This window comes from uncultured Brevundimonas sp., assembly GCF_937870815.1.
GTDB lineage: Bacteria > Pseudomonadota > Alphaproteobacteria > Caulobacterales > Caulobacteraceae > Brevundimonas.
The window spans coordinates 20020-45968 of sequence record NZ_CALMZS010000138.1; the positions used below are offsets into that span (position 1 = coordinate 20020).

Below are 25949 nucleotides of genomic sequence, written 5' to 3' on the forward strand. Positions count from 1 at the left end.
ATCCGGCCCGCGACTATGGCAGCGGCAGGCGGAAGGTGACGGCCCCCATGTGGCTGTCCGCGGCGTCGCCGAAACGGCCGCGGTAGCCCAGCGAAACCGTGCCCGGGCCGACCTCGGCCTCAAGCCCGGCCGAGGCGATCAGGGAGCCGCCGAACGGGTCTTCGACCTCATGTTCGAGAATCCGCGCCGGGTTGCCGGCGATGCCGACCCGGACCGCGTCGCTGCTCTCGGCGAAGCTGTCGCGATAGCCGCCCTCGACCCAGAAACTCATCCCGTCGCCGCCGCCTTCGGCGCGCAGGGCGACCTCGGCGGCCGCGCCCTGCACCGTCCGGTCCTCGTACTGGTACTGGGCGGCGGCGCCCTGCTCGACGTAGCCGTTGACGTCGGTGGAGACGAAGGTGACGGCGACGCGCGGCGACAGGGCGACGCCGCCCATGTCGAACCAGGCCCCGGCCTGGACGCGGGCCCCGAGGCCGCCGCCGTCGGTCTCGCCGCTGTGGACGACCGGAGCCAGGGCGGTGACGCGGGTGATGTCGTCGTAGTGGTCGATCGAGCCGCCCGCCGTGGCGCTGACGAACATCGACCCCGCCCGCCAGCCGGCGTAGAGGTCGAAGGCGTAGGTCTCGACGTCGAAGGCCATCGGCCCGGCCCCGACCTCGGCGGTGCGGAAGGTTCCGGCCAGGCCGAAGCGCAGGGTCTCGGACATGACGTGGTCGAGCCCCAGCCGCCCGCCCCAGCCGGTGGCGTCGGCCGCCGCGATGACGCCGCGGGCGTCGGTCTCGACGCTGTCGTAAAGGGCGTCGAAGGTCAGGTGGGAGCCGGGCTCCCACGTCCCGCGCGCCGACAGGCCCTCGCCGGCGAGGTCGAGCAGATCCTCCCGCTGGCGGAAGCCGGTCTCGGCCTGGACCGCCGACTGGGCGCCGCGGTCGCCGTAGCGCAGATAGTCGTCGGCCAGGGCGGCGATCAGGCGGTGCCCCGCGGCCGTGGGGTGGACGCTGTCCCAGTACAGATAGGTGTCGGGGCTGGCGCAGACGGTGACGCCGTTGAAGCAGGCGTCGCGGGCATTGGTCAGGCCGAAGGCGGCCGGATTGGCGGCCAGCGGATCGCTGATCTTGTAGAGGTCCATCAGGATGATGTTGGCGTCGGGTTGGTTCGCCGCGACCGCGAACAGGCCCGTCGCCAGGGCGGAGTTGAAGGTCGTGCCGGCGAAATCGGCGAGCGCCGAGCCGTTGGGCCCCACAAGCGGATTGGTCGGTGAAAACTGCGGCGTGACGCCCAGACGCGGCAGGTTGCCGACCAGGATCGTGCCCGCCCCGGCTCCGGCGACGGAGTTGACGATGAAGCTGATGTCCGCCGCCGCGGCGGTGGCGGCCGCCTGCATGGTCGACTGGGCGGTCAAGGGGTTCGCCGCCGCGGCCGGGAACGCCTGGAAGATGTTGTTGGCCCCGCCCAGGACGCTGACCAGGTCATTGGCCCCGAAGGTTCCGCCGCCGCCGGTGTAGGCCAGCAACTGGTTGCGCATCCCGGGGGGCAGGGCGGCGTTGTCGGTGCGCGCCCCGCCGAAGGCGTAGTTGACGCTGCCGGTCACGGGCGCGCCGGCGGTGAAGCGTCCGGCGTCGAAGCCGAGCAGTTCCGTGAACACCGGACCGTTCGAGAAGCGGCCCTGGTAGTAGGGCGGCGAGGTCGGCTGGCCGATCAGGGCGTAGAGGTTGCCGTTGTCGCTCAGACTGTCGCCGAACACGACCAGACGGCCGTAGCTCTGGGCGCTGGCGGTGAACGCGAAGGCGCCGACGGCGGCGACGGTCAGCGCGGCGGCGGCCGCGTTACGCAGGAAACGTGACATCGAAAATCCTCCCCCGGCCGTCATCATGCGACCGTTGCATGACACTCTGCGCCGCTTTCGCGCGCGCGCAAGATGCCGTCGGGGAAGCTTTCAGTGCAGCATCCGGAAGCGCAGCGTCCCGGCCACATTCCTGAGCGCCTTCAGGGCGGCCGGATCGTAGTCGCGGTCGACATCGGTGATCACATAGCCGGTGCGCTCGTCGGTCTTCAGATGCTGGCCGAGGATGTTCAGCCCCGCCGCCGCCAGGGCGCGGTTCAGCTCGGCCAGGACGCCGGGCTGGTTGCGGTGGATGTGCAGGATGCGGTGGGCCCCGGTCACCTCGGCCAGCTGCACGTTCGGCAGGTTGACGCAGAAGGTGGTGTCGCCGCGGTTCAGATAGGCCAGCAGACGCTCGGCCGCGAACTCCGCGATGGCTTCCTGGGCCTCCTCGGTCGAGCCGCCGATGTGCGGGGTCAGGATGACGTTCTTCAGGCCCCGCAGCGGGCTGTCGAACGGATCGGCGTTGGTCGCCGGCTCGTCCGGGAAGACGTCGAGGGCGGCCCCGCCGATGCGGCCCGAGCCGAGCGCCTGGGCCAGGGCCCCGACATCGACGACATGCCCCCGCGACAGGTTCAGCAGCAGGGCTCCGGGCTTCATCCGCGACAGCTCGGCGGCGCCGATCAGGTTGGCGTTGGCGGCCCGCCCGTCGACGTGCAGGCTGACCACGTCGCTGTCGGTCAGCAGGGCCTCGAGAGAGGGCATGCGCCGCGCATTGCCCAGGGCCAGCCGTTCGGTCAGGTCGTGGAAGATCACCCGCATGCCCAGCGCCTCGGCCAGAACCGACAGTTGCGAGCCGATGGCGCCGTAGCCGACGATGCCCAGAGTCTTGCCGCGCAGCTCGCGCGAGCCGGTCGCCGACTTGTTCCATTCGCCCCGGTGCATGGCCGTCGACTTGTCGGCGACGTCGCGCAACAGGGCGATGGTCAGGCCGACCGCCAGCTCGACGACCGAACGGGTGTTGGAGTAGGGCGCGTTGAACACCGCCACCCCGCGCCCGGCGGCGGCGTCGAGGTCGATCTGGTTGGTGCCGATGCAGAAGGCGGCGACGGCCATCAGCCTGTCGGCGGCGTCGAGCACGCGGGCGCTGACCTGGGTCTTGGAGCGCACGCCCAGCACATGGACCCCCCGGATGCGCTCGATCAGGGCGTCCTCGCCCAGGGCGCCGGCGGCGGTCTCGACCTGGTAGCCGGCCGTCTCCAGCCGCTCGACCGCGGCGGGGTGGATGTTCTCGAGCAGGAGCATGCGCATCCGGCTGCGCGGATAGGACCAGCGGCCCGACAGTCCTTCCAGATGCAGGAATTCGTCGATCGAGCGCACCTCGGCGTCGGCGGCGGCGACCACCGGGGGGCGGCGCACCACCTCGGTGAAGGCGTAGAATCGGTCGGCGGCGCCGGCCTGCCTGACCTCCGCGTCGGTCCAGCCGTCGCCGATCATGACGACCGGGCCGGCCAGGCCGAGGGCCTTCAGCGCCGTGGCCTTGCCGCCGGCGTGCGACAGGGGGTTGGCCTCGTCGACCCCGGCGACCCGGCCCGCGGCGTCGTAGACCAGATCGTTGCACAGCACCCGGTCCGGAGCGACGCCCAGCCGCCCGGCGACGGGGGCGATGATCTCGCGGAAGCCGCCCGAGACGATGACGATGCGGCCCGGCCGGTCGCGGAAGAAGGCCAGGTTCTTGCGCACCGACGGCGTGCCCTCGTCGAGGATGCGCTCGGCGAGGGAGACGACGTGCTCGCGGGTCAGCGGCAGCAGGGCGAGGCGGCGGCGCAGCGCCTCGCCGAAGGCGATCTCTCCGGCCATGGCCTGATCGGTCAGCCGGCTGATCTCCGCCCTGATCGCGTCTCCGTCCGCGGCCCCGGCCAGGGCCAGGTCGGCCAGGGCCTCAAGCGTCTCTATGCGGACAAGGGTCGAATCGAAGTCGAAAACGAAGATAGGGTCAGCCATGGGGCGACCTTGGCCCACCTTCGCAGTCGCAGCAATGGCGGGATCGCGGTGGCGTCAGAAGCGGCCGAGGCTGCGCAGCCGGCTGTCCGGCCGCCGGGCGTCCATCGCCGCCGCGCCGACCGCCGCCGCAATCGTGGCCAGGGCCAGGATGGCGCCGCCCTCCCGGGCGTGGCCGCGGGCGTAGGTCCCCGCCTCGGAGGCGTAGAGACGGGCCCGCTTGCCGTGCTTTTTCAGCGCCTTGCGCGAGCTGTGCCGGGTGTCCTCGAAGAACCGGCGCGACCGGTGACGGGCGTCGCCGCCGAGGTCCGCGGCCCGTTCGCCGGCCTCGCCGACGCCGCGCCGCACGGTTTCGGTCAGATCCTCGAGCCGGGTGCGCAGGCCATGGCCGTCGACCCAGCCGCGCGGATCGAGGCGGCCGCGCAGGGTTTCCAGCCGCGTCGGCCCGGTGCGCTGGTTCAGCAGCAGGGTGGCGAGGCCGACGCCGGCCAGGATGGCGACCACGCCGGCGGCGACGCCGGGGTGTTTCCTGACTTCGGCGAGGGCGGAGAACTGTCGGACCATCGGATAGTAGACCTCTTCATCGAGACCGTCCTCGGTCGGGTCGTAGAGCCCGTCCTCGTCCGGCTGCCAGGCGGAACGCCTGTCCCGCATCAGGGAGGGAGCGAACCGGGCGAAAAGAGGTTCCGCCACCCCGGGCAGGACCGAATAGAAGCTGGCGATCAGCCGGCCGCCGCCGCCGACGGTGATCTCGCGGATCGGGTGCTCGGCGCAGTACAGGATGGTGTCGGCCACCACATGGGTCGCATAGACCGGCTGCGGATTCTGCACCGCCTGGCCGGTCAGGTTGCGGGCGTGCCGGTTGTAGGGGGTGTCGATCGCCGCCGGCTTGACCAGGCTGACGGTGATCGGCGCCTGGTCGCGCATCAGCTCCATGCGCAGGGCGTTGGTGAAGCCCTTGACCGCGTGTTTGGAGGCCGAATAGACGCCCTGGACCGGGATCGGCGCGTCGGACAGGATCGAGCCGACGTTGATGATGGCCCCGCCGTCGGGCCGCCCCCGCAGGTGTTCGGCGGCGACCAGCGAGCCGTTGACCACGCCCCAGTAGTTGGTCTCGAACAGCCGCCGCTGGTCTTCCAGCGCCGTCTCCCGGATCGCCCCGAAGATCGAAACGCCGGCGTTGTTGATCCAGGTGTCGAAGCCGCCGAACAGCCGCCGGCATTTGTCCGCCGCCTCGGCGAGGGCGTCGTAATCGGCCACGTCGGCGACGGCCCACGCCGCCCGCGCGCCGGCGGCCTGCAACTCCTCGGTCAGGGCCTTCAGATCGCTCTCGCCGCGGGCGATCAGGAAGACGCAGGCCCCGGCCCGGGCCGCCCGCCGGGCCACCGCCAGGCCGATGCCCGAGGTCGCGCCGGTGACCACGATGGCCTGTTGCTTCAGGGGCTTGAGCGTCGCTTTGGTCATGAAACGGGCCGGCTGCAAAGGATCGGGGACTCATTCGGAACGGGACCGGAATCCCGCCGGTTCCTGCTCTAGCACGCCGCCCTTACCAATCACGATACGGGCGCCTATCTTGCGGCGCTTCCGCATCTCCGCCTCCCGAAGGACCGCCGTGACCGATCGCGCGCCCGCCGCTCCCGCGGCCGACAATCTCGCCGCCGCCTTCCAGATCGAGGGCTGGCCGGTGCGCGGCCGGCTGGTCCGGCTGGGCGCGACCATCGACGCCATCCTGTCGGCCCACGCCTATCCGGAACCGGTCGCGGCCCTGCTCGGCGAGGCCTGCGCCCTGGCCGCCCTGATCGGCTCCAGCCTGAAGTTCGAGGGCCGGCTGATCGTCCAGGCCCAGGGCGACGGGCCGGTCCGCTACGTCGTCGCCGACTACGACACCCGGGGCCATCTGCGCGGCTACTGCCGCTTCGACGCGGCCGAGGTCGCCGCCGTCTCGCAAGGGTTCGTCCGCCCCGGCGCCCGGACCCTGCTGGGCGAGGGGCTGTTCGTGATGACGCTGGACCGCGGCCCCGACTTCGAGCGCACCCAGGGCATCACCCCGATCGAGGGCGAGAGCCTGTCGCTGGCCGCCGAACACTATTTCCAGCAGTCCGAGCAGATCCCGACCCGGGTGCGGCTGGCCATCGGCTCCGTGATCATCGGGGCGGGCACGGTCTGGCGCGCGGGCGGGGCGCTGATCCAGCTGATCGCCGGCGACGCCGCCCGCGGCTCGACCGAGGAGGCCTGGGACCGCTCGCGCGCCCTGTTCCAGACCCTGGGCGACGACGAGCTGATCGACCCGACCCTGTCGCCCGAGACATTGCTGTTCCGCCTGTTCCATGAGGACGGGGTGCGGCTGGAGGACCCCCGCGCCCTGCGCGCCGTATGCCGCTGCTCCAGGGACCGCATCGGCACGGTGCTGTCCTCCTTCTCCCCGGAGGAGCGGGCGGAGATGGTCGAGGACGACGGCAAGATCCGGGTGACCTGCGAGTATTGCGCCACCGTCTACGAGCTCGAGCCGGAAGACGTCGGGGAAGGGTAGGGCCCGACCCAACGGCGCGGTCTCCTCGAAAACCTCGACCTTCTTTACAGTCAAGCTTCGGCAACGGGAGGTGGTTTTCAGTCTAACGCCTGCCTCCAGGGCCCGAAATAAACTAGGATCTCGGCGAGCCGACGACGGGAAGAAGTTTAGACGAATCTACTTGGGCCGGCTCTACTTGGGCTGGCGAAATTGGCATTTCTGGTTCCGGCCGGTTTTGTACAGGCGCCTACACTTCATACCGAGGGCTTGATATCCGATCGGCGTGCACTAGGCTGACCGTCCCAAGGTGCGGGTCCAGGTCATTTGCAAGCCAACAAGACGGTAATTTTCCGCTGGGTGGCCAGTGTGTTGATGGCGGCCAGCGTGCTCTTCAGCGCGGCCCCGGGCACAGCTCAAGTGCCGTCGGTGCTTGAGGAGATGTCCCTGATCACCCAAGGCGACAGCCAGGCGGGCTTCCTGCTGCGCTTCTCGCCGGCGGAGCCGCCCCATGCGGCGGTGAACACGAACCCGCGGCGGCCGGAACTGGTGTTGCGATCGACGCTCCGGGCGCCTCGCGTCGTCCCCCCGAGGCTCCCGAACGGCCTCGTCCGGCAGGTCAATTTCGACAGTTCCGGCGGCGACCTCCGCCTCGGCTTCAACACCTCCGAGCCCGCTTCCATCAAGGTCGAGCCGGCCGGAGACAGGGCATTTCAGGTTACGCTGACCCGGATCAGCGAGGAAGAGGCCACGGGCGTCCGGCCCCTGGGCTCGACGGGCGAGGCCGTCGTCCCCGCGAGCGACCTTCCGGCCTACGCCCAGGGCGCCCCGGCCGGCGGCGACATCTGGGGCGACGCTTCGGAACTCGTACCGCTGAGATACGCCGACGTCAGCGAAGTCATCGGCCTGCTCATCGAAGGCCAGACGATCGAGCCCAACAACGTCTTCATCCGGCGCGAGCCGGGGTTCGGGTCGGTGGGGTCGAGCACGCAGCAGAATTTCAACAACGGCATCGAGCAGCAGCGCGAGAGCGTGCCCCTGGGCGAGTCCTTCCCCGGCCAGGGTCTCGCGATCGACCGCCGCCTGAACGCCATCTGGATCACCGGCACGCCGGAGCGAATTGCGCGGATCAAGGAGCAGATCGCCTTGATCGACATCCCGGTGGACTCGGTGATTCTGGAGACCCAGTTCGTCGAACTCACCGAGCAGGGCGTTCGCAACCTCGGCATCGACCTGAACAATCCGGCCGGACAGATCGCGGTCGGGACGCTGCAGACTGGATCGAACCTGCCCTTCGGGCTCGACCCCGAGATGACGCTCCCCTCGGGCGCGCTGCAGGCCAGCATCTATGCGCAGGTGCAGCTCGGCGAGGGGCGGATCGTCTCCCGCCCCCGGATCGCCGCGCAAAGCGGCGCGACCGCGAAGATCATCACCGGCGACGCCTTGCCGATCCTGACGTCGATCGCCTTGTCCGGGGTCAACGCCGTCTCGCAGCAGGTCCAGTACGTCAATGTGGGGGTGACCTTGCAGATCGCGCCGCGCGTGAGCTCAGACGGGTTCGTGACGTCGCAAATCTACTGCGTGGTCTCCTCAGTGACGGGATTTTCCCAGGGCTATCCGACGATCAGCCAGCGGGAGGCGGAAACCTCGGCGTCGGTGCGGGACGGCGAGACCTTCGTGATCGGAGGACTGACGCAGGAGAATACGCTCACCACCACGTCCCGGGTTCCTCTGCTGGGAGACGTTCCCCTCTTTGGAAACCTCTTCCGTGTCGATCGGTCGACCCGTTCGAAGACCGAACTCTACATCATCATTACGCCACGCATCGTTCGTCACCGCCGTTTCGAAAATCAGTCCGAAGCGCGCCTTATTACCGATGAGGCCGGATTGACGCAGTGATCTGAGCCCATCAACAGTCCTGCTTGACCAAAGACCACGACGTGTCTGCGCCGTGGGCAATATTTCGTGCCTGATCGACTGTATAATTATTTGAGCAATATTTGATTGTGACGAAATTTTTCATCGACACGGCGAAATGTTGTTCATAGCATCAATCCGGTTGTGACCGGCGAGCTTGACCGTATTCACAACATCAGAGGGAGATGGTGTGTTGAAACTTACAATTCTAGGTATTGCGAGCGTCTCACTGGCCGCCCTGGCCCTGCCGGCCCAGGTCCAGGCCCAGGAGGCCGGTGATGTCGTTCCCGGCAGCTACGTCTGCGTGTTCAAGAAGGGCGCAGTGTCTCGCGGAAACGCCCGGGCGGAAGCCAACCGGGCGGTCCAGGCCGGCGGGGGCCGGGTGAAGCACGTCTACAGCGTGGCCATTCAGGGCTTTGCGGCCGACCTCCCGCCGCAGGCGCTGGAACGTGTCACGGCGGCCAGTGCGAATATCGCCTACTGCGAGCAGGACCGGGTCTTCTCCATTCCTCCGATCAGGGCTCAAGCGAGGCCCGGCGGCGGCGTTCAACCCGCCCAGGAGACCCCCTGGGGCATTGCACGGGTCAACGGCGGGGCGGCCGGCACGTTCGCCACCGCGTGGGTGATCGATACGGGGATCGATCTCGACCACCCGGACCTGCAGGTCGACGTTGCGCGCAGCCGCAGCTTCCTCTCCAATGACAGCTCGCCGAATGACCTGAACGGACACGGCACCCACGTGGCCGGGACCATCGCCGCCCTGGACAACACCATCGGTGTGATCGGCGTTGCGCCCGGAGCCTCGGTGGTGTCGGTCCGCGTGCTCGACCGACGGGGCAGCGGCACCACCTCGGGCGTCATCGCCGGGGTCGACTATGTGGCCCAATACGGCCGGTCGGGCGACGTGGCCAACATGAGCCTCGGCGGCGGCGTCAGCCAGGCGCTCGACGACGCCGTCGTTTCGGCCGCCTCGGGCGGTGTTCGTTTCGCCCTTGCCGCGGGCAATGACAGCAATAACGCCAACAACCACTCGCCCGCCCGGGCGAATGGCCCGAACGTCTACACCGTCTCGGCCTTCGCGGTCGGCGACAATTGGGCTTCCTATTCGAACTTCGGGAACCCTCCGATCGACTATGCCGAACCGGGCTCGTCGATCAAATCGACCTGGAAGGACGCTGGCTACAACACCATCAGCGGCACCTCGATGGCCACGCCCCACCTCGCCGGCCTTCTGCTGGCCGGGGCGGTCCGCAACGGCGGGCCGGTGATCGGGGATCCGGACGGCAACCCCGACCCGATCGGCGTCAGGTAAGGCCGGATCTCCGACAACAGGAGGGGCGGTCAGTGGCCGCCCCTCCGCCATGCCGGGCGAGTTCGCCGGCCGCGAAGGTCAGCTTGGCCCCGACGAACACCGGCTTGCGAAGCCCTGTCCGGTCCGTCATGCTCCCCCGTCGTTCAGGGGAGGATCGGATGACCACGGAATCGCCCACCCAGGTGCAGAGCTTCGACTGGAAGCACCTGTTCTTTTCGTTCGAGGGCCGCACGCGGCGATCGCATTTCTGGATCGGCTGGCTGGTCTGCTTCGGCCTCGGGGTCGTGCTGGGCTGGATCCCGCTGCTGGGCTTCATCCTCTCGATCGCGCTGATCTGGCCGAACCTGGCGATCACGGTGAAGCGGCTGCACGACATGGGGCACACGGGCTGGCTCGCGGCCATCCCCTATGCGGTCGGCATCGTCGGCGCCATCGTGGCCGCCATGATGATCGGCGCCACCGCCTTCATGAACATGGCGGCGCTCGAGAACGAGGATCCGGCGGCCATCATCGCCCTGATCGGTCCGGCGATCGGCCTGTTCGGCCTGATATTCCTGGTCGGGCTCGGCTTCCTGCTGTGGATCGGTCTCACCGACAGCCAGCCGGGCGACAACCGCTTCGGACCGAATCCGAAGGGATTCTGACAGGGCGCGCCGGCAGGGCCTGGGCCCGGCGACGGCGTTCGGGCCCGGCCGCCCTCGCGAGCCGGGGAACCCTGCGCGACAACGCGCCATGTGAAGCCGTCGCGTCGGTCAGGGGCGGATCGCCCGGCAGTACGTCTGGTGGGCCCGCATCGCTTCCGGCTTGAACTCGCGCACCTGATGGAAGAAGGCCTCCTCAGAAGGCCTCCTCCGCGGCGGCGGCGGCGGCCTGTTCCGCCCCGGTGGACCGGCCCGCCGCGACGGGGTCGATTCCCGTCAGCCCCCCAGGTCCAGCGAATAGCCCGCCGAGCGCACCGTCCGGATCGGATTGACCGTGCCCTCGATGTTCAGGGCCTTGCGCAGGCGGCCGACGTGGACGTCGACGGTGCGCGCCTCGACGTAGACGTCGCTGCCCCAGACCGCGTCCAGCAGCTGTTCGCGGCTGAACACCCGGCCGGGGTGCTGCATCAGGTGGTCGAGCAGGCGGAATTCGGTCGGGCCCAGGTGGATCTCGGTCCCGGCGCGGCGGACCCGGTGGGCGACCCGGTCGATGACGATGTCGCCGTGGGTCAGGCGGTCGTCGGCCAGGCCGGGACGGATGCGGCGCAGCACGGCCCGGATGCGGGCGTTCAGCTCGACCATCGAGAACGGCTTGGTCATATAGTCGTCGGCGCCGGTGTCCAGCCCGCGCACGCGGTCGGTCTCCTCGCCGCGCGCCGTCAGCATGATGATCGGCAGGTTGCGGGTCTCGGCCTTGCCGCGAATGCGCCGGCACACCTCGATGCCGGACAGCTTGGGCAGCATCCAGTCCAGCAGCACCAGGTCCGGCAGCCGCTCCTCGATCTGCAGCATGCCCTCCTCGCCGTCGGCGGCGATGACGACGCGGTAGCCTTCCTTTTCGAGGTTGTACTGGACGAGGGTGGCCAGGGCGTCCTCGTCTTCCATCACCAGAACATAAGGCTGCAACGCAATTCTCCGGGCTTAGGCGGTCGTCGGCGGTTCGGGTGAGGCCTCGGCGTCGTCGGGGTTCCAGCGCGGCCGTTCGCCGAGGAATTCCTCGCCGGTGATCTCATAGTGGATGGTCTCGGCGATGTTGGTGGCGTGGTCGCCGATGCGCTCGAGGTTCTTGGCCATGAACAGCAGGTGGGTGCAGGCCCCGATCGTGCGCGGATCGCCCATCATGTAGGTCAGCAGCTCGCGGAACAGGCTGTTGTAGTGTTCGTCGACCTCGTCATCGGTGCTCCAGACCGCCACGGCGCGGTCGAGCTCGCCGGCGGCGTAGGCGTCCAGCACGTCGCGCAGACGCATCGAGACCAGCTTGCCCATACGCTCGATCGACCGCGTCAGCGGCTGCATCGGCTCGCTCTCGGCGAGGATCAGGCCGCGCTTGGCGATGTTCTTGCCGAGGTCGCCGGTGCGCTCCAGATCGACCGCCAGCTTCATCGCGGCGAGGGTGCGGCGCAGGTCCGAGGCGACCGGCTGGCGCAGGGCGATCAGGCGGATGGCCTTCTTCTCGATCTCGCGATGCATCGAATCCAGCCGGGCGTCCCGCTCGACCACGGACCGACCCAGGGCCACGTCGCGCCGGGCGACGGACTCGATGGCGTCGGCGACCTGGGCCTCGGCCAGGCCGCCCATGCGGGCCACCTCGGCGGTCAACTGATCCAGTTCGTCTCCATAGGCCTTGACGGTGTGCTGGGTCATGGCGGGTCCTAGCCGAAGCGGCCGGTGATGTAGTCGAGGGTGCGCCGTTCGCGCGGATTGGTGAAGATCTCCTCCGTGTCGCCCATCTCGACCAGCCGGCCGAGGTGGAAGAAGGCGGTGCGCTGGCTGACCCGGGCGGCCTGGGCCATGGAGTGGGTGACGATGACGATGCAGTAGCGCTCGCGCAGCTCGTCGATCAGTTCCTCGATCCGGGCGGTGGCGATCGGATCGAGGGCCGAGCAGGGCTCGTCCATCAGGATGACCTCGGGCTCGACCGCGATGGCCCGGGCGATGACCAGCCGCTGCTGCTGGCCGCCCGACAGGCCGGTGCCCGGCGAGTGCAGGCGTTCGGCGACCTCGTCCCACAGGCCGGCGCGCTTCAGCGACGCCTCGACGATGCCGTCCAGCTCGTCCTTGCCGTCGGCGAGGCCGTGGATGCGCGGGCCGTAGGCGACGTTCTCGTAGATGGTCTTGGGGAAGGGGTTCGGCTTCTGGAACACCATGCCGACGCGGGCGCGCAGCAGCACCGGATCGACCGTCCTGGCGTTGATGTCCTCGCCGTCGATCTCGATCCGTCCGGTGACGCGGGCGCCCGCAATGGTGTCGTTCATGCGGTTCATGGTCCGCAGGAAGGTCGACTTGCCGCAGCCCGACGGTCCGATCAGGGCGGTCACCGTCTTGTCCGCGATGTCCATCGAGACATCGTACAGGGCCTGTTTGTCGCCATAGAAGACCGACACGTCGCGGGCGCAAATCTTGATCGGCGCGTCCGGATCGGCGCTGTGCTGGACCGGCGGCGGGGCGATCACCGACGGCTCGGCGGAGGACCCGCCCTGGGTGTCGTCCGGTGCTCGAAACAGTTTGAATTTCATAGGACTACCACCGGCGTTCGAAATGGCGCCGTAACAGGACGGCGGCGGCGTTCATGACGATCATGAAGGCGAGGAGAACCATGATGGCCGCGGCGGTGCGCTCGTGGAACGCCCGCTCCGAGGCGTTCTCCCAGATGTAGATCAGCGAGGGCAGGGCGCCCGAGGGCTCGGTCACCGCCTGCGGTATGCCCGGCACGAAGCTGATCATGCCGATCAGCAGCAGCGGGGCGGTCTCGCCGAGGGCGTGGGCCATGGAGATGATCGCCCCGGTCATCACCCCGGGCATGGCCAGCGGCAGGGTGTGATGGAAGACCGTCTGGGTCTTGGACGCGCCCATGGCCAGGGCGGCCTCGCGGATCGACGGCGGCACCGCCTTCAGCGAAGAGCGGGTGGCGATGATGATCGTGGGCAGGGCCATCAGCGCCAGCACCAGGCCGCCGACCAGGGGACTGGCCCGCGGCAGGTGCATCCAGTTGATGAACAGGGCCAGGCCGAGCAGGCCGTAGATGATCGAGGGCACGGCCGCCAGGTTGTTGATGTTGACCTCGATCAGATTGGTCAGCCGCCCCCGGGGCGCGAACTCCTCGAGGTAGACGGCCGCGCCGATGCCCAGCGGCAGGGCGAGCAGGGCGGTGACCAGCAGCATCAGGGCGGACCCGACCAGGGCCCCCAGCAGGCCCGCCTGTTCCGGCTCGGTGGAGTCGCCGCGGGTCAGCAGGGTCCGGTTGAAGTGGCTGGCGACCTGGCCCTCGGCCTTCATGCGGTCCAGCCAGTCGATCTGCCGGTCGGACAGGCGGCGCTGCGCGGCCGGGGTGGCGCGCGAGATTTCGCCCTTCAGATACAGGTCGGCGTCGTCGGACAGGGGCGCGGCGACCGGAAGGGTCCGGCCAATCAGCCCGGGCTGCTCCGCGATCTGTTCGGCGACGACGAATTTCAGCTCCGACGAGAACAGGCCGCGCATGGCCGTGGCCGCGGCGCCGGCGGGATCGTTCTCGAGGCCGAGGCGGGCCAGCTGCTGCTCGGCGACCAGCAGCTCGAAATTGGTCCCCTGCGGATAGGCGCGGTCGATGCGGGCCGGGTCCAGATAGACCGGCACGGTCACGGTGTGGGCGTAGAAGGCGGTGTGGCCCTGTTCGATGATCCGGCCGAGCAGCAGCAGCAGGAATCCGACCGCCACGCCGATGGCCAGCAGGCCGTACAGCTTGAACCGCCCCTCGCGGGCGTAGCGGCGTCTGAGACCGGCGCGCAGGCGCTCGGTGCGCGCCGCCAGGGCCGCGGGCGTCCGCTGGTCCGAAGGGATCGCCGCCTCAGTCATATTGCTGCCGGTAGGTGTGGACGATGCGCTGGGCGACGATGTTGAGCGCCAGGGTGACGAGGAACAGGGTCAGGCCGAGGCCGAAGGCGGCCAGGGTCTTGGTGCTGTCAAACTCCTGGTCCCCGGTCAGCAGGGTGACGATCTGCACCGTCACCGTCGTCACCGTGTCCAGAGGATTGAGGGTCAGGCGGGCCGCCAGTCCGGCCGCCATGGTCACGATCATGGTCTCGCCGATGGCCCGCGACATGGCCAGCAGCATCGCCCCGGCCACGCCGGGCAGGGCGGCGGGCAGCAGCACGCGCTTGACCGTCTCGGACTTGGTCGCCCCCATGGCGTAGGAGCCGTCGCGCAGCGACTGCGGCACGGCGTTGATGATGTCGTCGGACAGGGAGCTGACGAAGGGGATCAGCATGATCCCCATGACCGCCCCGGCCACCAGGGCCATCTGGTTCTGGACCAGCATCAGATACTGGCCGATCCCGTCCAGCGGCCCGCCGGCCAGCATGACGCCGAGGCCGTTGAAGAATTCCCGGAAGGCCGGCCCCACGGTCAGGGCGGCGAAGAAGCCGTAGACTACGGTCGGCACGCCCGCGAGCACCTCCAGCACCGGCTTGACCGTCGCGCGGAACACCGGGCCGGCGTACTCCGACAGATAGATGGCGGCGAACAGGCCGACCGGCGCCGCCACGGCCATGGCGATCAGCATGATCAGGAAGGTGCCGGCGAACAGCGGCAGGGCCCCGAACGCTCCGCTGGACCCGACCTGGTCGGCGCGGATGGCGGTCTGCGGGCTCCACTGGGTTCCGAGCAGGAATTCCGCGATCGGCACCGAGGCGAAGAAGCGGATCGAGTCGAACACCAGGGCGGCGATGATGCCGACCGTGGTCAGGACGGCGACGGCCGAACTGGCGAACAGCAGGCCCACGATCCAGGCTTCGACCCGGTTGCGCGCCCGCATGTCGGGGCGGATGCGGCTGAAGGCGAACAGGGCCCCGGCCAGGGCGGCCAGCGCCGCCAGCACCACGCCGGCGAGATCCAGCATCCGGCCGATCCAGGCCATGCGCGCGCCTTCCGCCGCCAGCAGCTCGGCATGGGGCGTGGTCCAGACCTGCGCGGCCGGCTGTCCGGCGGCGACGGCGCGGGCGTCGGTGAAAAAGGCGGTCCGGCGCAGCGGCTCCAGCTCGGCCACGGCCTCGGGCGCGCCGGCGACGATCAGGCCGCTCTCGATCGACGGGGTCAGCAGCGCCGCGGCGATCAGCACGACCAGCCCGGGCACGAGGGTCCAGATCAGCGCCCAGGCGCCGAACTGCCCGGGCCGGGAATGGGCCCGCACGCCCTTCTGGCGCCGCCGCGCCATGAGGCGCGCGCCGACATAGGCGGCCGCCGCGGCGGCGATCAGGATCGGCAGGAAGAGCCAGGTCATGCGGGTCCGGGAACCGGGAGAATCGGAGCGGCCGGGGCGGCCCCGTCGTTCGCGGCGGAACCTGCCCGCGAATGGTCAGCGGATTACGACGCGTCAGTGACAGTTCTGTTACGCCGGCCGTCCCCGCGCCACACCTCCGTCATGAGCGGCCGGACCCCGCCTTCGGGGCGGCCACCGGGAAGTAGGCGGTGAATTCAGCGCCCTGGCCGGGCGCGCTCTCGACGGTCAGGCCGCCGCGGTGGCGGGTGGCGATGTGCTTGACGATGGCCAGGCCGAGGCCGGTGCCCAGCCGTTCGCCGCTCTTCTGGCCCTCGACCCGGTAGAATCGCTCGGTCAGCCGCGGCAGGTGTTCCCGGGCCAGGCCGGGGCCGTGGTCGCGCACGGCCACGGCGGCGTATCGCAGCCCCGCCAGGCGGTCCGGCGTGACCAGCGGCAGCCGCGTCGCGCCTTCGCCCCGACTGCCGCCGGACCACGGGGCGGCGACCTGCTCCAGGGTCAGGTCCGGCCGGACCACGACCTCGACCGTGTCGCCCGCGGTCGAATATTTGATGGCGTTGTCGACCAGGTTCTGGACGACCTGCACGATCTCGTCGCGGTCGCCGTGGACCGGGGCGCCGGTCAGGGGAGCCTTCAGCACGACCCGCACCTGGCGTTCGGCCGACAGGACGCTGACCGCGTCGATGACGTCGGACGCCGCCCGGGCCAGGTCGACCCGGCCGGCGGGCGGAATATGCTCGTTCAGCTCGATCCGGCTCAGCGACAGCAGGTCGGCGACCAGCCGGCCCATCCGGTCGGCCTGGGTCGCCATGATGTCGAGGAATTTGTCGCGCGCCTTCGGGTCGTCCCGGGCGTGTCCCTTGAGGGTCTCGATGAACCCGGACAGGGAGGCGAGGGGCGTGCGCAGCTCGTGGCTGGCGTTGGCGAGGAAATCGACCCGCATCAGCTCCATGCGGCGCACATCGGTCTCGTCGCGCAGCACCACCAGGGCCAGCGCCCGCCCGTCGACCGGCGACAGCGGGCGGGTCAGCGCCCGCCAGTGGCGGGTCTGCGCCCCGACGCCGGCGTAGTCGGTGCTGCGCTCCACCCCGCCGAACAGGGCCTCGTCGATGGCCTCCAGCACCGCCGGCTCGCGCAGGGCCGAGACCAGCAGGGCGCCGCCGCGGGCGATTCTCAGCCGCTCGCGCGCCGCCGCGTTGGCGACCAGGATGCGCCGGTCCGAGATGTCGTCGGCCTCGCTGCCGGCGACCACCAGCACCGGGTCCGCCAGGGCCTCGAACACCTGCTCCAGCAGGACGGTGTCGGCGGCGGGGGCGTCGGGGACCGTCTCGGCCGCGCGGGCGTCCGGCCGGGAGGTCCGGGCCGGCCGCCGGTTGGCCGCCCAGACGGTCAGCGCCCCCAGGACCGCGCCGGCCAGCAACGGCCAGGACAGTTCGGGCTGCAGCACGGCCAGTCCCAGCAGCACGGCGATGGCGATGGCGGCGCTGGCCCCGGCGGTCCACAGCCGCGACCCCGCCTGCGGCGCGACGGGGGAGGGCGAGATATCGTAGGGCATTCGGGGTTCCGGTCGGGGAGCCGACTTCTATGCCGCGAGCATGACACGGAATTCATGACAGGGGCACGGGGATGCGGCGATCTTCTGTTGTAAAACACCCTTTACAGACCTACCAAGGCAGGCGGAATCCGGAAACCGCGGAGGGCATATGGCGGCGGCATTGACGCTCGACGGGGTCGGCAAGCGCTACGGCGACTTCCAGGCCGTGCGCGATCTCAGCTTCGCGGTGGAGAAGGGCTCCATCTGCGGCTTCCTGGGCCCGAACGGCGCGGGCAAGACCTCGACCATCCGGATGATTCTCGGCCTGCAGCCCGTCACCTCGGGCCGCATCACCATTCTCGGCGCCGACGACGGCCGCAAGGTGCGCGACCGCATCGGCTTCCTTCCCGAGGAGCGCGGCCTCTACAAGAAGATGACGCCAGTCGACGCCATCGCCTTCTTCGGCGCGCTCAAGGGCCTGCCGACCGGCGAGGCCCGCCGCCGCGCCCGCGAGATGCTCGACGCCCAGGGCCTGGGGGAGGCGAAGCGAAAGAAGATGAAGGCGCTGTCCAAGGGCATGTCCCAGAAGGTGCAGCTGATCGCCGCGGTCGTGCACCGCCCCGAGTTCGTGATCCTCGACGAGCCGTTCTCCGGCCTCGACCCGGTCAACCAGCAGGGGCTGGAGGCGATGATTCGCGGCCTCGCCGCCGACGGGGCCACGGTGCTGTTCTCGACCCATGTGATGCAGCACGCCGAGCGGCTGTGCGACAAGGTGGTGCTGCTGGCCCGCGGCCGGAAGGCGTTCGAGGGCACTGTCGCCGAGGCCCGGGCCACCACCCCGCGCTTTCTCGAACTGGAAGGCGCCATCGCCCCCGAGCAGGCGGCGGGCCTGCCGGGCGTCAGCGGCGTCGAGGTGATCTCCCATGCGGACGGCGTCCGCGTCCTCAAGGCGGCGCTGGCGCCCGGAGGCCAGGGCCAGGACGCGCTCAGGGCCGCCTTCCTCGGCGGTCTCGACGTGCGCCGCTTCGAACTGCGCGAGCCCGGCCTGCACGACGCCTTCATCGGCCTGACCGGCGACAACCCCGATCAGGACCAGTCCGTCCAGGCCGCGGAGGCCGCCCGATGAACCGCACCCTGCTGATCGCCCGGCGCGAGTTCGCCGCCTACGCCAGGACCGTCGGCTTCTGGCTGTCGTTGCTGGCCTTTCCGCTGTTCGCCGTGCTGGGCGGCGCCGTGCCCATCCTGATGAAGACCAGCGAGCCGATACGGCAGGTGGTGGTGCTGGAGGAGGGGCCGCAGGCCGCCGGTCTGGCGGCGGCCGTGCAGGCGGCGCTGCAGGACGAGAAGGCCAGCCGTGACCGCCTCCGCGAGGCGGCCGCCGGGGCCTCCGCCGCGGGCGCCGCGCTGGATCAGCTGGACGGGCCGAAGATGACCATCGTCGCGCCGCCCGCCGACCTCGCCGCCTCGCCGCCCGGGACGGCGCGCGAGCGGCTGGTTCGCCGCCATCTCGGCGACGAGGCGCCGGCCCAGCGGCGGCTCGACGCGGTGGTGCTGCTTGACCGCACGGGGGAGGGGCCCGGCGCCCGGGTGTGGACCCGCCGGGCCTCGGATGGTGCGGTCGCGAATTTCGTCGGGCGCGTCCTGAAGGACGCCCACCGCCGCGAGGTGTTCCGGTCGGCCGGCATCGACCTGGCGGTGGTGGAGTCGACCCAGCGGTTCGAGCCCGAGGTCAGGACGCTGTCGCCGAATTCGGCCAGCGGCGGGGAAACCTCCTTCCGCGACGAACTGCCGGGCATCATCGGCCTCGCCTCGGGCTTCCTGCTGTGGTCGTTGATCATCACCGGCGCCTCGATCCTGCTGAACAGCGTGATGGAGGAGAAGTCCAACAAGATTCTCGAGGTCTTGCTGTCGTCGGCCTCGGCGACCGAGATCCTGACCGGAAAGGTGCTGGGCGTGGCCCTGCTGACCGTCACCGTCCTGCTGGCCTGGGGCGGCATCGGCGCGGCCGGGCTGATCGCCGGCTTGCCGCAGTATGCGCCGATGATCGGCGAGGTGCTGCTGGAGCGCGGCCTGATCGGCTATTTCGCCCTCTACGCCGTCGGCGGCTATCTGATGTACGCCGTGCTGTTCGCCGCCATCGGGGCCTTCTGCGAGACGCCGCGCGACGCCCAGACGCTGATGGGGCCGATCATGATGATCCTGGTCGTGCCGCTGCTGGTCATGCAGATGGCCATCCGCACCCCGGACGCGCCGGTGGTGCAGGTCCTGTCGTGGGTGCCGTTCTTCACCCCCTTCCTGATGAGCGCCCGCGCCCCGTCGGAGCCGCCGATGATCGAGATCGCCGGCACCATGGCGGGGATGTTCGCCTTCGCCCTGCTGATGGTGTGGATCGCCGGCCGCGCCTTCCGGGCCGGCGCCCTGTCGGACGTCAAGCTGAACTGGAGGAGCTTCGCCGGGGCGATCGGCCGGGGGCGATAGGGGCGCCGTCGACCTTCTCCCCTTGGTGGAGAAGGAAGCCAGGTGCGCAATGAAAAAGGCCGCTCCGGTTTCCCGGGGGCGGCCTTTTGATCTTCTGTCCGGAACGTCGGCCTAGCCGCGGCTCGGGCCGCCCACGCCGGGAACCCGGGGCTTCGGCGGCGGCAGCAGGCCTTCGCGCTGGGCGCGCTTGCGGGCCAGCTTGCGGGCGCGGCGCACGGCCTCGGCCTTCTGGCGGGCGCGCTTCTCCGAGGGCTTCTCGTAGTGGACGTGGCGCTTCATCTCGCGGAAGCTGCCTTCGCGCTGCATCTTCTTCTTCAGCGCCTTGAGGGCCTGATCGACGTTGTTGTCGCGGACGAAAATCTGAACCAGGTGAAACTCTCCTTTGGCCGCCCGCCGCGTCCTGTGAGGGAGACGGGCAGACAAATAAATCTCATCCTCGTCAGACGGGGGTCCGCGAGTGAAGGCGGGCTGATACACGAGCGGCCCCGCCCTGTCCAGATCGCCGCGGCAAGATGTGAAGGGTCGAAACGCCCGCCGGACGGGCATATGCTGGCGCCATGACCGACGCGCCACACCTGTCGAACGAGCCGCCGCAGGGGGAGGCTCTCAAAGCCGAGGCTCCCAAAGCCGACTGGGCCGACCGCACGGAACAGGCGGTGCTGGACGCGGCGATCGAGCGCGCCCCGGCCCTGGGCTGGAACAGTCGCATGGTCCGCGCCGCCTGCGCGGCGAACGGCCTATCGCGGGGGGATGAGGAACTGCTGCTGCCCAATGGGGCGCGCGATCTGGCCGCCCTGCTGTCGCGGCGCCACGACGCACGGGCGCTGGCGGCCCTGTCGGACCTCGATCCCGCGTCGCTGAAGATTCGCGAGCGAATCGCCCGCGCCGTCTCGGCCCGGCTGGAGGCGGGGGCGGCCGATCTGGAGGCGACGCGCCGCTGCGCCGCCTTCCTCGCCCTGCCGCCCAACGCCGACCTGGGGCTGAAGCTGGCGTGGGAGAGCGCCGACCAGCTGTGGAACTGGGCCGGGGACACGGCCACCGACTGGAACCACTATTCGAAGCGGGCCATCCTGTCGGGCATCCTGATCCCGGCCCTGACCCTGCGCTGGTTCGACGGCCGGGACGCCGCCGAGGCCTTCGTGGCCCGCCGCATCGACAACGTCATGGCCTTCGAGAAATGGAAGGCCGGCAAGGATTTCGACGCGCCGCTGAGGAAGATGACGGAGGCGCTGAGCCGGATGCGGTATGGGGCGAGGGGTTAGCTCCCTTTTCGCTTGCCCACTACGCAAGCGAACGCCAATTGCCTCTTTGCGTCGTCAGGTGCGCCATCAAGCAACAAGTTGGCGGCCTCGGCCTCGTCGATCAGATTCAAGACACTCTTGCGCTTGAGCTTCAAGGGAGTCGGATCGTAGTCAGCTGCGTGGCGCTCAAGCTTAAGGCGTTCGAGCGTTTCGGCGAAAATCTCGACGGAGTTATCGATGGACGAAGCAATGCCCCGCCTTGCCTTCGATTTTCGTTCTGGGTCGAGTTCATTCATTACGGTTTCGCTCCGTCCGTGATCCAAAGCACGGAAGGTGCGAGCCCATTCCGGAAGCGCCCGCTTCTGGGGAGACGAACCAACCACTTGATTAGCGCATAGCGTCGCCAGCGCAGTGAACATGGCGTAGTAGGCGGTGCTGACGGCTCTGCGTAAATCCGCCTGACTCGGCTTGTGTCCAGTCGCATTGGCCAGCCGCCGAGCAGTCTTGATAAGTTCGCTCAAGCGGCCTTGTCTTCCGGCAGTTCGTGGACGATCCGGGGGAATCGATCATCACCGGCTTTGAGCAAGGCGCGCCGCACCTCGTGAATTGCCTTGATCGAATCAAGGCCGCGCAGCGATGTCTTGCCCTTCTTGAAAACGGAACGGATTTTTAGAATCCGGTTTCCATCCAGATCTCGACCTTCAGTGACCATGGCGCGCGCGAAACCGGCGGATCCCAGCCGTTCCCGAAGAACGCCTTCCACGATCCGTTTTGCTTCAGACAGCTCGATATTCGTGTCATTGGACATATCGGACATATAGCACGAGCTGCTTATCCGACCAATCTGGACACCCGGCCTACAGCGGCTTCACCCGGTTCACATGGCCCATCTTGCGGCCGGGGCGGGCCTCGGCCTTGCCGTAGAGGTGCAGGCGGGCGTCGGGCTTGCCGGCCAGGGTCTTCCACTGCTCGACCTCGTCGCCCAGCAGATTGGTCATCTCGACCCTGGCGTGGGCGGCCGTGGGACCCAGCGGCCAGCCGGCGATGGCGCGGATGTGCTGTTCGAACTGGTCGCAGACGCAGCCGTCCTGGGTCCAGTGGCCGGTGTTGTGGACCCGCGGCGCGATCTCGTTGACCAGCAGGCGGCCGCGGCCGAGGTCGAACAGTTCGACGCCCAGCACGCCGACATAGTCGAGGCCCTCGAGGACGGCCCTGGCGATGGCCTTCGCCCGTTTTTCGGTCTTCGCGTCGACGGCGGCGGGGGCGAGGGTGGTCTTGAGGACCCCGCCCCTGTGGATGTTCTCGCCCAGCGGATAGACGGCGATCTTGCCGTCGGCGCCGCGGGCGGCGATCACCGACAGTTCGCGGGCGAAGTCGGCCTTCGCCTCGAGGATGGCGGGCCGTTCGCCGACCGCGCGCCAGGCGTCGGCGGCCATGGCGGCCGAGCGGACCCAGACCTGGCCCTTGCCGTCATAGCCTTCGCGGCGGGTCTTCAGCAGCGCCGGCGTTCCCAGCCGCTCCAGCCCGGCCAGCAGGTCGTCGAGGTCGTCGACGGCGACGAAGTCGACGGTGCCGGCGCCGACGCCGTTGAGGAAGGTCTTCTCCTCGACCCGGTCCTGGGCCACGGCCAGCGCCCTCGGGCCGGGCGCCACCAGGGCTCCGCCCTCGACCAGCCGCTCGACCGAGGCGGCCGGCACGTTCTCGAATTCGAAGGTCACCGCCCGGGCCACCCGCCCGAGCACGGTCAGGGCCGTGGGGTCGTCATAGGCGGCGACGATCTGGCCCTGCGACACGCGGCCGGCCGGGCTGTTCTCCTCCGGATCGAGGATGACGACGTTGAAGCCCAGCCGCGACGCCGCCTGGCTGAGCATCCGGCCGAGCTGGCCGCCGCCGAGGATGCCGAGGGTCGAGCCGGGGGGCAGGGGAAGCGTCGTCACTCAGTCCTCGACCGTCTCGTGCACCGCCTCGGTCTGGGCTTCGCGGAAGGCCGTCAGGCGCCCGGCCAGCACCGGATCCGACAGGGCCAGGATCTGGGCGGCGAGGATGCCGGCGTTCTTCGCGCCGGCCTCGCCGATGGCCAGCGTCGCCACTGGAATGCCGCCGGGCATCTGGGCGATCGACAGCAGGCTGTCCATGCCCTTGAGGGCCTTCGATTCGACCGGCACGCCCAGCACCGGCAGCTCGGTCATCGAGGCGGCCATGCCCGGCAGGTGGGCGGCGCCGCCGGCCCCGGCGATAATGACCTTGAAGCCCGCGGCCCGGGCGCCGGTGGCGAAGTCGACCAGGCGTTTGGGGGTGCGGTGGGCGCTGACCACCCGGGCGTCCCAGGCTACGCCCAGCCGGTCGAGGGCGTCGGCGGCGTGCTTCATGGTCGGCCAGTCCGAGCGGCTGCCCATGATGATCGCCACGGGGGGAGTCTCGGTCGCCATCGATGCGCGCCCTTTTCGCGGGAAAGCGGCGCGATACAGGACTCGCGTTGCGCCCGCAACCGACGGCGTTAGGCTCATTCCGGGCCGGAGCCTGGTGAGTCGCCGGCCGGGGAGTGATTTTCTTCTGTGACCGACGCGGCCGTCATCGACCCCATCGCCGAGATCGAGCGACTGCGCGCCGAGGTCGAGGCGCTGCGCCGCCGCGCCGAGGCGGCCGAGGCCGCCGCCGACCACGACGTGCTGACCCCGGCCCTGAACCGGCGCGGCTTCATCGCCGCCATGAAGAGCGCCATGGCCTTCTGCCAGCGCCATGAGGTGCCGGCCGTGCTGCTCTACCTCGATCTGGACGGCTTCAAGGGCGTCAACGACCGCCTCGGCCACGCCGCCGGCGACGCCGCCCTGGTGCATGTGGCCGAGATGATGCGCGCCAACCTGCGCGAGTCCGACGCCGTCGGCCGGCTGGGGGGGGACGAGTTCGGCCTGCTGATGCTCAACGCCGGTCTCGAGGAGGGCCGGGAGAAGGCCCGGAGGCTGGCCGCCGCCCTCGAAGAGGCGCCGTTCGAATGGGAAGGCCGCTCGGCCGGCCTCGGCGGCTCGTTCGGCGTCCGCGCCTTCGCCGGTCATACCGATCCGGAGGTCTGGCTGGCCGAGGCCGACGCCGCCATGTGGGTGCGCAAGAAGGGGCGGTGATTGGCATATACGGAATTTCCGTATATAAGGGAGCTATGTGTGGAGTTCGAATGGGACCCGGCGAAGGCGGCGGCGAACCTCGCCAAGCACGGGGTTCCGTTCGAATTGGCCACCGAGGTGTTCGACGACGACCGTTTGCTGATCGACGAAGACCGCGACAGCTGCGGGGAATATCGGGGCCGCGCGATCGGCCGGTCGCGGGCCGGTCTGCTTTTCGTGGTCTACACGGAGAAGACCGACGCGCTCATCCGGATCATATCGGCTCGAAAGGCCTTGGCGCATGAGCGAAAAGCCTATGAATCGGTTTCGTAGGGGCGAGCCCTTCAGCCTGTCTGATGAACAGCGCGCCCTTCTGGACGGCTTGCCGGAAGAAGAGGTTGAGGCCCGGGCCGCCGCCGACCCGGACGCCCAACCTTTGTCCGGTGATCAGCTGGACCGTATGCTCGCCGCACGGAAAGTCAGATTGGCGCGCCGGGCCACGGGATTGTCGCAGGTCGCGTTCGCCCGGACCTATCGCTTCAAGGTGGGGCGATTGAGAGACCTCGAACAGGGTCGAACGCGGGCTGACTCGGCGACAGAAGCCTATCTGACGGCCATTCGCCGAGACCCGGAGACGGTGAAACGTCTTCTGGCCTGATCCTCAGGCGATGATGTCCGGCAGGACGATCGCCTCGATCTTCACGATCTCGTCGCGCAGGGTCAGCTTCTTGCGCTTGAGCCGGGCGATCATCAGCTGGTCCGGCACCGGCATATGGCCCAGGGCCTCGATCGAGGCGTCGAGGTCGGCATGCTCCTGGCGCAACTCCTTGAGCCGGGCGTGCAGCGCCTGCTCTTCCTCGCTCAGAAACGGATCGTCGTCGTTCATGGTCGGGCCCCGGAGGCGGGCTTATAGCGCGCGCCGGTTCACGCCGGAAGCCGTTCGGCGAGGGCGGTCAGGCCGGGACGCGGCGTCATCGGCGACCACTGCCGCGCCGCCGCGATCAGGGCCGCAAGCACCGGGCGCGGGGCACCCTCCGGCGCCGGGGTCAGCGCCTCCAGCGCCGCCAGCAGCCGGCGCTCCGCCTCCAGCTCCACGGCCTTGACCTGGGCGCGGACCGCCTCGCGGTCGGCGTCGTCCAGATCGGGGTTGCGGCCCTTGAGCGCGCGGCGCACCTCGCGCAGCGGCGCGATGACCGCCTCCTGCCAGGCCCGGGCGATGTCGCAGGCCGCCTCCAGAGTGTCGGCGTCGGGGGCGCGCCCGGTCCGCGCCGCCCACGCCGCCCAGAGCAGCAGCGGCACGTTCTGGCCGGCGGCGTCCTGCAGGTGCAGGCAGGCCTCGGCCACGCCCCGGGAGCCATAGGCCCGCACCGCCCAGGTCCAGAGGGAGTCGCCGGCCGTCATTTCGCCGGCGCGGCCTTCAGCCCCGCCCAGCGGCGGACCCCCGACCACTCGAGCCCGAACAGGTCCAGGGCCCGGCCCACCGACTGGTCGACCATCTCCTCGATCGAGGCAGGCTTCGCATAGAAGGCGGGCAGGGGCGGGGCGATGATCGCGCCCATCTCGGTCAGCGCCGTCATGGTGCGCAAATGGCCCAGATGCAGCGGCGTCTCGCGCACCATCAGCACCAGCGGCCGGCGCTCCTTCAGCACCACGTCCGCGGCGCGGGTCAGCAGCGTCGAGGTCGCCCCGGTGGCGATCTCGCTCATCGTCCGCACCGAACAGGGGGCGACGATCATTCCCATGGTCCGGAACGACCCCGAGGCGATCGAGGCGCCGACGTCGTTCAGCCGGTGCGCCACATCGGCGCGAGCCATCAGCTCGTCGGCCGACAGATCGGTCTCCTGGGACAGCGTCAGCAGGGCCGCGCGGGTGACGACGAGGTGGCTCTCGACCCCGAGGTCACGCAGCGCCTCAAGGGCCCGGACCCCGTAAGCTGCGCCGGAGGCTCCGGAAATTCCGACGACGAGGCGCGGGCGGGGCGGCGCCGGCGGGTTCCGTACGGCTCCGTTCACATCATCGGCCATATTCGGGTCCACGGTCGTCGGGTCCGGACGGCCGGCGGCCTCACCGGAAAGTGATTCCACAGCCGGT

General features: G+C 69.8%; 27 protein-coding genes and 1 pseudogene. 10 read left to right on the forward strand and 18 right to left on the reverse strand.

The window, feature by feature from the left end; translation table 11 throughout:
• Positions 1-13 precede the first annotated feature (13 nt).
• From Q0588_RS08860 to Q0588_RS08870, 4 genes and pseudogenes are all read right to left on the reverse strand, one after another.
• Positions 14-1843 carry an autotransporter domain-containing protein gene (locus Q0588_RS08860; RefSeq protein WP_298745590.1) on the reverse strand — a complete coding sequence of 610 codons (1830 nt, stop codon included), beginning with the start codon at positions 1841-1843 and terminating at the stop codon, positions 14-16.
• A 90-nt stretch (positions 1844-1933) separates the two neighbouring features.
• Positions 1934-3163, reverse strand: a complete 1230-nt coding sequence (serA, locus tag Q0588_RS08865) for a phosphoglycerate dehydrogenase (protein WP_366872798.1) — start codon at positions 3161-3163, stop codon at positions 1934-1936.
• Between the two features lie 129 nt (positions 3164-3292).
• A pseudogene (locus tag Q0588_RS16045) lies at positions 3293-3823 on the reverse strand (HAD-IB family phosphatase); the annotation flags it as partial.
• A 54-nt stretch (positions 3824-3877) separates the two neighbouring features.
• Positions 3878-5284: an SDR family oxidoreductase gene (locus Q0588_RS08870; RefSeq protein ID WP_298745592.1), complete on the reverse strand. Its 1407-nt coding sequence runs from the start codon at positions 5282-5284 to the stop codon at positions 3878-3880.
• A gap of 148 nt (positions 5285-5432) precedes the next feature.
• Here Q0588_RS08870 and Q0588_RS08875 point away from each other — a divergent pair, with 148 nt between their 5' ends.
• From Q0588_RS08875 to Q0588_RS08890, 4 genes are all read left to right on the forward strand, one after another.
• Positions 5433-6350: an Hsp33 family molecular chaperone gene (locus Q0588_RS08875; RefSeq protein WP_298745593.1), complete on the forward strand. Its 918-nt coding sequence runs from the start codon at positions 5433-5435 to the stop codon at positions 6348-6350.
• A gap of 303 nt (positions 6351-6653) precedes the next feature.
• On the forward strand, positions 6654-8225 hold the full coding sequence (locus Q0588_RS08880; RefSeq protein WP_298745594.1) for a secretin N-terminal domain-containing protein: 1572 nt from the start codon (positions 6654-6656) through the stop codon (positions 8223-8225).
• 211 nt (positions 8226-8436) lie between these two features.
• Complete coding sequence (locus tag Q0588_RS08885) at positions 8437-9555, forward strand: S8 family serine peptidase (protein ID WP_298745595.1); 1119 nt, start codon at positions 8437-8439, stop codon at positions 9553-9555.
• 158 nt (positions 9556-9713) lie between these two features.
• On the forward strand, positions 9714-10199 hold the full coding sequence (locus Q0588_RS08890) for a DUF805 domain-containing protein (protein ID WP_298745596.1): 486 nt from the start codon (positions 9714-9716) through the stop codon (positions 10197-10199).
• 273 nt (positions 10200-10472) lie between these two features.
• Here the strand turns inward: Q0588_RS08890 and phoB are convergent, their stop codons facing one another.
• From phoB to Q0588_RS08920, 6 genes are all read right to left on the reverse strand, one after another.
• On the reverse strand, positions 10473-11162 hold the full coding sequence (gene phoB / locus Q0588_RS08895) for a phosphate regulon transcriptional regulator PhoB (RefSeq protein WP_298745597.1): 690 nt from the start codon (positions 11160-11162) through the stop codon (positions 10473-10475).
• A 15-nt stretch (positions 11163-11177) separates the two neighbouring features.
• A complete protein-coding gene (gene phoU, locus Q0588_RS08900; RefSeq protein ID WP_298745598.1) occupies positions 11178-11900 on the reverse strand; it encodes a phosphate signaling complex protein PhoU in 723 nt (240 codons plus the stop codon).
• Between the two features lie 8 nt (positions 11901-11908).
• Positions 11909-12772 (reverse strand): phosphate ABC transporter ATP-binding protein PstB, encoded by an 864-nt coding sequence (gene pstB, locus Q0588_RS08905; protein ID WP_298745599.1) that lies wholly within the window; start codon positions 12770-12772, stop codon positions 11909-11911.
• A gap of 4 nt (positions 12773-12776) precedes the next feature.
• The gene (gene pstA, locus Q0588_RS08910) at positions 12777-14087 is read right to left on the reverse strand and encodes a phosphate ABC transporter permease PstA (RefSeq protein WP_298745600.1); all 1311 of its coding nucleotides are present in this window, start codon (positions 14085-14087) and stop codon (positions 12777-12779) included.
• Positions 14080-15510: a phosphate ABC transporter permease subunit PstC gene (pstC, locus tag Q0588_RS08915; protein WP_298745601.1), complete on the reverse strand. Its 1431-nt coding sequence runs from the start codon at positions 15508-15510 to the stop codon at positions 14080-14082. Before pstC ends, pstA begins: the two co-directional genes overlap by 8 nt.
• A 139-nt stretch (positions 15511-15649) precedes the next feature.
• On the reverse strand, positions 15650-17062 hold the full coding sequence (locus tag Q0588_RS08920) for an ATP-binding protein (protein ID WP_298745602.1): 1413 nt from the start codon (positions 17060-17062) through the stop codon (positions 15650-15652).
• A 148-nt stretch (positions 17063-17210) separates the two neighbouring features.
• Here Q0588_RS08920 and Q0588_RS08925 point away from each other — a divergent pair, with 148 nt between their 5' ends.
• Positions 17211-18167, forward strand: coding sequence for an ATP-binding cassette domain-containing protein (locus Q0588_RS08925; protein ID WP_298745603.1), 957 nt, complete (start codon positions 17211-17213; stop codon positions 18165-18167).
• On the forward strand, positions 18164-19519 hold the full coding sequence (locus Q0588_RS08930; RefSeq protein WP_298745604.1) for an ABC transporter permease: 1356 nt from the start codon (positions 18164-18166) through the stop codon (positions 19517-19519). Before Q0588_RS08925 ends, Q0588_RS08930 begins: the two co-directional genes overlap by 4 nt.
• 111 nt (positions 19520-19630) lie before the next feature.
• Here Q0588_RS08930 and rpsU read toward each other — a convergent pair whose 3' ends face one another.
• Positions 19631-19888, reverse strand: a complete 258-nt coding sequence (rpsU, locus tag Q0588_RS08935; protein ID WP_298745633.1) for a 30S ribosomal protein S21 — start codon at positions 19886-19888, stop codon at positions 19631-19633.
• A gap of 188 nt (positions 19889-20076) precedes the next feature.
• Here rpsU and Q0588_RS08940 point away from each other — a divergent pair, with 188 nt between their 5' ends.
• Positions 20077-20781 (forward strand): COQ9 family protein, encoded by a 705-nt coding sequence (locus Q0588_RS08940; RefSeq protein WP_298745605.1) that lies wholly within the window; start codon positions 20077-20079, stop codon positions 20779-20781.
• Here Q0588_RS08940 and Q0588_RS08945 read toward each other — a convergent pair.
• From Q0588_RS08945 to purE, 4 genes are read right to left on the reverse strand one after another with little or no spacing between them, the layout of a single operon-like run.
• Positions 20778-21281 carry a hypothetical protein gene (locus Q0588_RS08945; protein ID WP_298745606.1) on the reverse strand — a complete coding sequence of 168 codons (504 nt, stop codon included), beginning with the start codon at positions 21279-21281 and terminating at the stop codon, positions 20778-20780. The genes Q0588_RS08940 and Q0588_RS08945 overlap by 4 nt on opposite strands.
• A complete protein-coding gene (locus Q0588_RS08950) occupies positions 21278-21577 on the reverse strand; it encodes a hypothetical protein (RefSeq protein ID WP_298745607.1) in 300 nt (99 codons plus the stop codon). The genes Q0588_RS08945 and Q0588_RS08950 overlap by 4 nt, the downstream gene beginning before the upstream one ends.
• Positions 21578-21617: 40 nt before the next feature.
• Entirely contained in the window at positions 21618-22697 is a 1080-nt protein-coding gene (locus Q0588_RS08955; protein WP_298745608.1) for a 5-(carboxyamino)imidazole ribonucleotide synthase, read from the reverse strand.
• Positions 22698-23189 carry a 5-(carboxyamino)imidazole ribonucleotide mutase gene (purE, locus tag Q0588_RS08960; RefSeq protein WP_298745609.1) on the reverse strand — a complete coding sequence of 164 codons (492 nt, stop codon included), beginning with the start codon at positions 23187-23189 and terminating at the stop codon, positions 22698-22700.
• Positions 23190-23315: 126 nt separating this feature from the next.
• Between purE and Q0588_RS08965 the strand changes: the two genes are divergently transcribed.
• Genes Q0588_RS08965 through Q0588_RS08975 form a run of 3 tightly spaced genes read left to right on the forward strand, consistent with a single transcriptional unit; the run spans position 23316 to position 24516 of the window.
• Positions 23316-23879, forward strand: coding sequence for a GGDEF domain-containing protein (locus Q0588_RS08965; RefSeq protein WP_298745610.1), 564 nt, complete (start codon positions 23316-23318; stop codon positions 23877-23879).
• Positions 23880-24191 (forward strand): BrnT family toxin, encoded by a 312-nt coding sequence (locus Q0588_RS08970; protein ID WP_298745611.1) that lies wholly within the window; start codon positions 23880-23882, stop codon positions 24189-24191.
• Positions 24160-24516: a hypothetical protein gene (locus tag Q0588_RS08975; protein ID WP_298745612.1), complete on the forward strand. Its 357-nt coding sequence runs from the start codon at positions 24160-24162 to the stop codon at positions 24514-24516. Before Q0588_RS08970 ends, Q0588_RS08975 begins: the two co-directional genes overlap by 32 nt.
• Positions 24517-24519: 3 nt before the next feature.
• Here the strand turns inward: Q0588_RS08975 and Q0588_RS08980 are convergent, their stop codons facing one another.
• From Q0588_RS08980 to Q0588_RS08990, 3 genes are read right to left on the reverse strand one after another with little or no spacing between them, the layout of a single operon-like run.
• Positions 24520-24744: a DUF465 domain-containing protein gene (locus tag Q0588_RS08980; RefSeq protein WP_298745613.1), complete on the reverse strand. Its 225-nt coding sequence runs from the start codon at positions 24742-24744 to the stop codon at positions 24520-24522.
• 38 nt (positions 24745-24782) lie between these two features.
• Positions 24783-25259, reverse strand: coding sequence for a TIGR02444 family protein (locus Q0588_RS08985; RefSeq protein ID WP_298745614.1), 477 nt, complete (start codon positions 25257-25259; stop codon positions 24783-24785).
• Positions 25256-25882: a UbiX family flavin prenyltransferase gene (locus Q0588_RS08990; RefSeq protein ID WP_298745615.1), complete on the reverse strand. Its 627-nt coding sequence runs from the start codon at positions 25880-25882 to the stop codon at positions 25256-25258. The genes Q0588_RS08985 and Q0588_RS08990 overlap by 4 nt, the downstream gene beginning before the upstream one ends.
• Positions 25883-25949 lie beyond the last annotated feature (67 nt).